7 protein-coding genes are annotated in these 7287 nt (G+C 72.0%); 3 read left to right on the top strand and 4 right to left on the bottom strand.

Features of this window, described 5'->3' with window-relative positions; translation table 11 throughout:
• Positions 1–3389, top strand: a 3389-nt coding sequence (locus N5D62_RS05435) for a UvrD-helicase domain-containing protein (RefSeq protein WP_279756613.1), incomplete at its 5' end; no start/stop codon positions are given.
• A gap of 174 nt (positions 3390–3563) precedes the next feature.
• Here the strand turns inward: N5D62_RS05435 and N5D62_RS05430 are convergent.
• Positions 3564–4247, bottom strand: coding sequence for a hypothetical protein (locus N5D62_RS05430; protein WP_279756612.1), 684 nt, complete (start codon positions 4245–4247; stop codon positions 3564–3566).
• A 148-nt stretch (positions 4248–4395) separates the two neighbouring features.
• Here N5D62_RS05430 and N5D62_RS05425 point away from each other — a divergent pair, with 148 nt between their 5' ends.
• Positions 4396–5088: a glutathione S-transferase C-terminal domain-containing protein gene (locus tag N5D62_RS05425; RefSeq protein ID WP_279756611.1), complete on the top strand. Its 693-nt coding sequence runs from the start codon at positions 4396–4398 to the stop codon at positions 5086–5088.
• Between the two features lie 50 nt (positions 5089–5138).
• On the opposite strand, the gene N5D62_RS05420 is transcribed toward N5D62_RS05425, so the two are convergent.
• Together N5D62_RS05420 and N5D62_RS05415 are read right to left on the bottom strand one after the other, a co-directional pair.
• Positions 5139–5366, bottom strand: coding sequence for a hypothetical protein (locus N5D62_RS05420; RefSeq protein ID WP_279756610.1), 228 nt, complete (start codon positions 5364–5366; stop codon positions 5139–5141).
• A gap of 15 nt (positions 5367–5381) precedes the next feature.
• Entirely contained in the window at positions 5382–6191 is an 810-nt protein-coding gene (locus tag N5D62_RS05415; protein ID WP_279756609.1) for a PEP-CTERM sorting domain-containing protein, read from the bottom strand.
• 393 nt (positions 6192–6584) lie between these two features.
• Here N5D62_RS05415 and N5D62_RS05410 point away from each other — a divergent pair, with 393 nt between their 5' ends.
• Complete coding sequence (locus tag N5D62_RS05410) at positions 6585–6839, top strand: hypothetical protein (protein ID WP_279756608.1); 255 nt, start codon at positions 6585–6587, stop codon at positions 6837–6839.
• Positions 6840–6845: 6 nt separating this feature from the next.
• On the opposite strand, the gene N5D62_RS05405 is transcribed toward N5D62_RS05410, so the two are convergent.
• The gene (locus N5D62_RS05405; protein WP_279756607.1) at positions 6846–7214 is read right to left on the bottom strand and encodes a hypothetical protein; all 369 of its coding nucleotides are present in this window, start codon (positions 7212–7214) and stop codon (positions 6846–6848) included.
• Positions 7215–7287 lie beyond the last annotated feature (73 nt).

Below are 7287 nucleotides of genomic sequence, written 5' to 3'. Positions count from 1 at the left end.
CGTCCGCCGGCCCGCTGGGCCTGGCGGCCTACACGCTCGACGGCGCGCCGGTGGCGCGCGAGCGCTTCTACGAACTCGCCTGCGACCCGGCGCGCAGCGTCGTCGTCGAGGCCTGCGCCGGCGCGGGCAAGACCTGGATGCTGGTGTCGCGCATCCTGCGCGCGCTGCTGGACGGCGCGCGGCCGCAGGACATCGTGGCCATCACCTTCACCCGCAAGGCCGCCGGCGAGATGCGCGCGCGGCTGAACGAGTGGCTGCATGAGTTCGCCCACTGCGATGACGCCGGCCGCGTGCTGGCGCTGCGCCAGCGCGGGCTGCCCGAGGCGGAGGCCGAGGCCCTCGCACCGCGGCTGGCGACGCTGCAGCAGCAACTGCTGCGGGACGCCCGCCCGGTGGAGATCCGCACCTTCCACGCGTGGTTCTCGCAGCTGCTGCGCGCCGCGCCGCTGGAGCTGCTGCGCGCGCAGGGGCTGTCGCCGGAGCTGCAGCTGCTGGAGGACGAAAGCGACCTGATGTCCGAGCTCTGGCAGCGGTTCCACACGGCGGTGCTCGCCGACGAGGCGCTGCTGACGGTCTACCGCGAGTTGAGCCTGATCCACGGCCGCAACAAGCTGATCGGCTGGCTGGAGGCGGCGTTCGACAAGCGCGTCGAGCTGCGGCTGGCGCATCAGCAGGGCCGGCTGCTGCCGAGCATGCCCACGGCGGCGGAGGTGGTGCCCGAGTTCGCGGCCTTCGCCACGCCGCTGGACGCCTTCGCGGCGATGCGCGCCGATCTGCAGGCGCTCGCGATCGAGCTGGGGCAGGGCAGGAACAAGACGCAGAAGGACACCGCCGTCGAGATCGAGACGGCCTTGACCTCTTTCGGCGTGGAGGACGACGCCCAGGCGCTGGCCGCCGTGCGCGCGGCGCTCTTCACGCAGAAGGGCACGCTCGTGAAGGCGCTGGGCGATTCGCCGCTGCTGATGCAGCTGGGCGACCAGCTGACGCGGCTGCAGCAGGCCCTGGACCAGGATTGCGCGCGCGCCTGGCACCAGCAGATGTGCGCGCTGGCGCTGACGCTGCTGGACGAGTTCGACCGCCTGAAGCGCGAGCGCGGCTTCGTCGACATGAACGACCTCGAGCGCGGCGCGCTGGCGCTGCTGGGCGACGTCGACCTGTCGGGCTGGGTGCAGGAGCGGCTGGACAGCCAGGTCCGGCACCTGCTGATCGACGAGTTCCAGGACACCAGTCCGCTGCAGTGGCATGCGCTGCACGCCTGGCTGTCGGGGTATGTCGGCGCGGGCGGCGGCGCCAGCGGGCAGCGGCCGCCGTCGGTGTTCATCGTCGGCGATCCGAAGCAGAGCATCTATCGCTTCCGCCGCGCCGAGCCGCGCGTCTTCGCCGCGGCGCGGGACTTCGTCCGCGAGGGGCTGGACGGCGTGCTGCTGGCCTGCGACCACACGCGGCGCAATTCGGTGCCGGTGCTGGCGGCGGTGAACGCCGTCTTCGAGCAGGCCAGCCTGGCGCAGCAGTACAGCGGCTTCCGGGCCCACACGACGGAGTCGGGCGGGGGCGATCCGCTGGACGGCGTCTACTTCATCGCGGGCGACGAGGCCGAGGACGCGGAGGGCGAAACGTCGTCCCGCGAGGCGGGGACCTGGCGTCCGAGCCTGATCGAGCCGCGCCGCGAGCCCGAACTCCATCGCCGCGAGGCCGAAGCCGGCCGCATCGCCGCCTGCATCGGCGAGCTGCTGGCGCAGGGCGAGGTCAAGCCGGGCGAGATCTTCGTGCTGGCCCGCAAGCGCGACGGCTTGCGCGTGCTGGCGCAGATGCTGAAGGCACGGGGCATCGCGCATGCGGCGCCGGAGGACATGGCGCTGCTGGACGCGCCCGACGTGCGCGACCTGCTGGCGCTGCTGGACGCGCTGGCGTCGAGCGGGCATCAGCTGTCGCTGGCGCATGCGCTGCGCAGCCCGCTGTTCGGCGCGGACGAGGCCGACCTGCTGTGGCTGGCGGCGCAATCGCGCTCGGTGAAATGGCTGGGGCAGGAGATCGCCGCCGAGGAGCAGGAAGAGCCCGTCGTGCTGAGCTGGTGGGAGGCGCTGCTGCAGGCCTCGCCGGACAACCTGAGCGAGCCGCTGCGCCGCGCGCAGGGGCTGCTGTCGCGCTGGGCCGCGACGGCGGTGCTGCGCAGCCCGCATGACCTGCTGGACGCGATCGTGCACGAGGGCGACCTGATGGCGCGCCTGGCCGCGACCGTGCCGGCCAGCGAGCGCCGCGCGCGGCTGCACGCGGTGGAAGCGCTGCTGGCGCTGGCGCTGGAGCTCGACGGCGGGCGCTACGCGGGGCTCTATGGGTTCGTCCGCGCGCTCAAGAGCCGCGCGCTGAAGCTGGCCGCCCCGGCCGAGCCTGACGCGGTCCAGCTGCTGACGGTGCACGGCGCCAAGGGCCTCGAGGCGAAGGTGGTGATCCTGATGGACGCGGAGGCCGGACCGGCGCGCGCCGAGAGCATGGCGCTGGCGATCTCCTGGCCGGTGCAGGAGCCGGTGCCGCGCACGGTGGCCTTCATCGTGTCGGAGGCGAAGCCGCCGCCGTCGCTGCAGGCGCTGCTGGACGACGAGAAGGACCAGCGCCAGCGCGAGGAACTCAACGCGCTGTACGTCGCGATGACGCGGGCGCGGCATCGGCTGCTGCTCAGCCGCACGCCGGCGAAGCGGCAGGGCGCGACCGCGACCTGGTGGGCGCGGGTGCAGCCGCAGGCCGCGGCGCTGGCGGTGCCGGCGCTCGAGGAGGAGGCCTCGGTGGCGCGGGACGACACGGTGCGGCTGAAGGTGTTGCCGCGGGTGGAGCCGCTGCCGGCCGAGGCCGCCGACGCGAGCGGCGAGGCCGTCGGCCAGAGCCCCGACGAGGTCGACGAAAGCGCCGCGCTGGGCGAGGCGCTGCATCGCGTGCTCGAGTGGCACAGCGGGCCGCAGGGCCGCGCGCACGCGCTCGACCGGCTGATGGCCGCGGCGGCGCAGATGTACGGCCTCGACCAGCGCCGCGACGACCGGCTGCGGCGCAGCGTCCAGGCGATCCTGGGCAGCGCCGATTGCGCCGCGTTCTTCGACCCGGCGCTCGACTGGCAGGGCAACGAGGTCCCGCTGAGCTGGAACGGGCATGACATGCGGCTGGACCGGCTGGTCAGCCGCCGGGGCGCCGACGGCGCGCGGACCTGGTGGGTGCTCGACTACAAGCTGAATCCGGCGCCGCAGCGCAACCCGGACTACCTGAAGCAGCTGTGGCGCTACCGCGAGGCGGTGATGGCGTTGCAGCCCGGCGAGCCGGTGCGCTGCGCCTTCATCACGGGGCAGGGGCGGCTGATCGACTGCACCGAGGCGGTCGCGGGCTCGGCCGATCTCTTCGCGTAGGTCTGGATGACTCCGGACGACCCTCACCCCCCGCCCTCTCCCGCGGTGCGGGAGAGGGAGCCATGAAGCACCGGCTCGAATTCACAAAAGGCAGGAGCGCCGCGCTCGAGCTTTCGCCTCTCCCTCTCCCGCTCCGCGGGAGAGGGCCGGGATGAGGGTCGCCTCAGGCCTCGGTCAGGCCGGCGCGTTGTAGTCGCCCTCGGAGGGCCGGCTGTGCCAGGCCACCGAGGTCGTCGTCGGCCACGGCCCGCCGTCGCCCAGCCGCTGGTGCACCGCTTGCGCGCTGGCCGACGCCGCCTCCAGCACGCGGGTCAAGGCCTGCACCTCGGCCAGCGTCGGATCCGGCATCGTCGTGCGCAGGTAGACGTTGCCGCGCAGGCTCAGCAGCACGAAGGGCCGGCCCTCGACGAGCACGTCCTGCGTCGCCTGCGCCAGCCGCTCGGACAGGTCCTTGTCGAGCCACGCCATCAGCAGCTCGCGGTTGATGCCCACCGCGCCGAAGCGCTGGCGCACGAGCTTGGACTCGATCTGCGACTGCTTGGGGAACATCACCAGCCAGCGCATCTCCTCCGGCGTGTCGGTGTCGACGCGGGTGCGCAGGGTGTCGGTGTAGGCCTCGAACACGCTGCTCTCCAGCCGCTCCATCAGCTTGCGCTCGATGAGCATCATCTGCATGTCGGGGTTGATCTTGAGCTCGCAGCGCATGCGCAGCTCGAAGCCCTCGATGTAGCTGCGCTGCGAGGGCCCCCACTCGAGGCGGGTCAGCCCGGGCAGCGTGCGGGGCAGGTCGATGACGAAGCCGCGCCCGTCGCGGGCGTGGCGCAGCTGGCCGCCGCGTTCCGCGGCCCAGTCGCTCAAGGGGCGCCACCGCGCGGCGTTCGCGCGGGCGGTGAACCACTGTTTGATTTGTTTGATTACCATGAGGCGGGACGGTGCGCGCGTGGCCTGGGGTCCGTGCATTGACGTGTCGACGACCGGGGCCCCGCGCCCCTACGGAGAACGCAGAATGATCGAAGTGTATTCATGGCCCACGCCCAATGGCCACAAGGTCCACATCATGCTGGAGGAATGCCGGCTGCCTTACCGGGTGATTCCCGTGGACATCGGGGCCGGCGACCAGTTCGACGCGAAGTTCCTGTCGATCAGCCCCAACAACAAGATTCCCGCGATCGTCGATCCCGACGGGCCGGACGGCCAGCCGATGGCGCTGTTCGAATCGGGCGCGATCCTGCTGTACCTGGCCGGCAAGACCGGCCGCTTCCTGCCCCCGGACACGCGCGGACGCTACGAGGCGCTGCAGTGGCTGATGTTCCAGATGGGCGGCGTGGGGCCGATGCTGGGCCAGGCGCATCACTTCCGGATCTACGCGCCCGAGAAACTGCCCTATGCCATCGACCGCTACACCAACGAGGCGAAGCGGCTGTACGGCGTCATCGACAAGCGGCTCGCGCAGGGCCGCTACATCGCCGGCGCCGAGTACGGCATCGCCGACATCGCGATCTTCCCGTGGCTGCGCAGCTGGAAGAACCAGGGCGTGGAGCTGTCGGATTACCCGCACCTGAAGGGCTGGTTCGACGAGATCGCGGCGCGGCCGGCGGTGCAGCGCGGCGTCGAGGTGCTGGCCGACCGGCGCCGGCCGCTGGTCGACGACAAGGCGCGCGAGCAGCTGTTCGGCGCGACCCAGTACCGGCGCCACTGAGCCGGCGCGACCCCGCTCGGGGCCGCGGCGCCGGCCGGTCCGGCGCGGGGTCAGACCTTGCCCAGGCGGACGCGGTCGCCGAGCTCGGTGAGCCAGCGTTTGCCGTCCTCGCGGATCGCCGTGGCCAGGCCCTTGTCCTGCAGCCGCTGCTGCATCTCCTCGCTGACCGGCATGCCGCCGGGCGACTGCGGGATGAAGTAGAGCGCGGCGCGCTCGTCGGGCGTGATCACCAGGTCGGCGGGCGGGACGGGGAAGCTGAAGGTCGGCGGCGTGGACATGCGCCGCAGTATCCCTCAGCCCTGGCGCGCGCGGCGCCGGTGGGCGAGGCCCGCGGCGACCGCGGCGATGCCCAGCAGCGCGAGCGAGCCCGGCTCCGGCAGCTCGCCGGCGGCGAAGGCCAGCGAGTTGGCCATCAGCAGCGCGCCGTCGGTGGCCGGGTCCCACAGGCCCGGCAGGACATCGCCCGACACCGGCGCCATGTTCAGGCCGACGACGATGCCGTTGTGGTCGGTGCGGTAGCCCAGCAGCGGCTTGTCGTTGGTCCAGTAGGCCACGACGCTGGCGCCGGCCTTGGGCGTGACGCGGAAGCACAGCGCGGCCAGGCCGCCGCTGAAGCTGTGGATGTCGCGCATCAGCGGGCTGTCGGGTTCGGCCACGGCGCCCAGGCTGCCGCACGAGTTCTGGTTGCTGTTGCTGTTGAAGACGTCGTAGTTGCCGGTGACGAAGCGGCCGGTGAGGCCGCCCAGCCCGGAGCCCGCGTGCGACAGGCCGGCCTCGACCACGCCGCCGCCGGCGTCGACGTAGTCGGCCAGCACGTTGCCCAGCAGGGTCTTGTCGGCATAGGTCGCGTCGTTGAAGACCAGCACCGCGTCGTAGGCCGTCAGCTGCGCCAGCGTGGGCGTGCCGGCGTGCACGTTGAAGACGTCGATCGCGCCGCTGACCACGCCGGTGCCGGCGATCTTGGACTGCACGTCGGCCAGGCCGCCGGCCTGCTGCGGCGCGCCGAGGATCAGCACCGAGGCCTGCGCGGCGACGGCGGTCGCGCACAGCGCGGCGGCGGCCAGCACGGACCGGAGGCGGGGAAGGAGGGGCGAGCGCTTCATCGTGGATCTCTCTGTCGTGAGGGGTCGTTCTTGTGATCGTTCTTGTGGCCGTTCCCTCGACGCGGGGAGGCCGGGAAACCGGCACTCGCAAGCAACATCCAAGCCACCGGGAGGGAATCCTTGCCGCCTCAAGCACTTGCCGGCGCTGTCCCTGGAGAAGGGGTCAGGCGGTGTAATGAATCCCGACACTCGCGGCGTGGAAGTTGCTTCGCGGATCGCCCGCGCGGGCGGGTGGCGGCGCCCCTTGTAATGCGGGGGTAAAAGATCGTCGGCGCGCGTGGCGCCGGACGACGCTTGGAGGGAAACTTGCCGGACCGCGTCGGCGAAACCTGATGATCGTCGGGCGCCGCGTGTGTTCAACGGGCCAGGACGGCCCCACAAGGAGATGCCTCCATGTCAGCCAAGCCGGACCAGACCGATGCCGTTGGGGGCGTCGAGAGTCATAACGGGCGCTGGTTCGTCCGCGAAGTCGTGGGCGAGGGCCCCTTCCGGGCGCGTTACCTGGTGATCGCGGCGCACCCGGCGCCCGGCGGCGAGCCGGTGCTGGACGGCTACTGGCACGAGATCGAGCGCAGCTTCGATTCGTGGAGCTACGCGGCCGACGCGGCGCTGGAGGCCGCGCAGCGCGCGATCGACTTCAGGCCCTGAGGCGGCTCAGGGGTTGACCAGGCGCACGCCCAGCGCCTGCTCGATGCTGGAGAACTGCGGCGCGCAGGTGTCGTTGCCCCGGACCCCGACGGTCTGGCCGGCCGCCTTGGCGGCGACGAGCATCGCGAACATGTTCTTGTCCGCCGCGTCGACGATGGGCAGGACGAAGTCCCAGCCCTGGTTGATCTGACAGGCGGGGAAGCTGGACTTGGTGCCCTCCAGCTTGATGAAGAGAAGGTTGCCGCCGATGTCCTTGTCGATCGCCATGTTGGCGATGCGTCCGTTCATGCCGGTCGCGCCAACGCTGGTCGCGGCCAAGCCCAACAGCGCGCAGGACGCGAGCCGCGACAGCCGCGCGGCGAGTTGCTTGTTCATGTGTTCTCCCTCTGGCTCGATGTGAACCCGGCCCTGTGCCGGGCGCGCGGATTCTGCCAGCGGGAGGCGACGG

Source organism: Mitsuaria sp. GD03876 (assembly GCF_029840635.1).
Taxonomy (GTDB): Bacteria; Pseudomonadota; Gammaproteobacteria; order Burkholderiales; family Burkholderiaceae_C; genus Roseateles.
This window is presented reverse-complemented; position numbering and strand designations above follow the sequence as displayed.

Excerpts from the sequence above, each read along its gene's own strand:
- N5D62_RS05425 (WP_279756611.1), top strand. The coding sequence starts at position 4,396 with ATGATCGAAGTGTATTCATGGCCCACGCCCAATGGCCACAAGGTCCAC.
- N5D62_RS05420 (WP_279756610.1), bottom strand. The coding sequence starts at position 5,366 with ATGTCCACGCCGCCGACCTTCAGCTTCCCCGTCCCGCCCGCCGACCTG.
- N5D62_RS05415 (WP_279756609.1), bottom strand. The coding sequence starts at position 6,191 with ATGAAGCGCTCGCCCCTCCTTCCCCGCCTCCGGTCCGTGCTGGCCGCC.
- N5D62_RS05410 (WP_279756608.1), top strand. The coding sequence starts at position 6,585 with ATGTCAGCCAAGCCGGACCAGACCGATGCCGTTGGGGGCGTCGAGAGT.
- N5D62_RS05405 (WP_279756607.1), bottom strand. The coding sequence starts at position 7,214 with ATGAACAAGCAACTCGCCGCGCGGCTGTCGCGGCTCGCGTCCTGCGCG.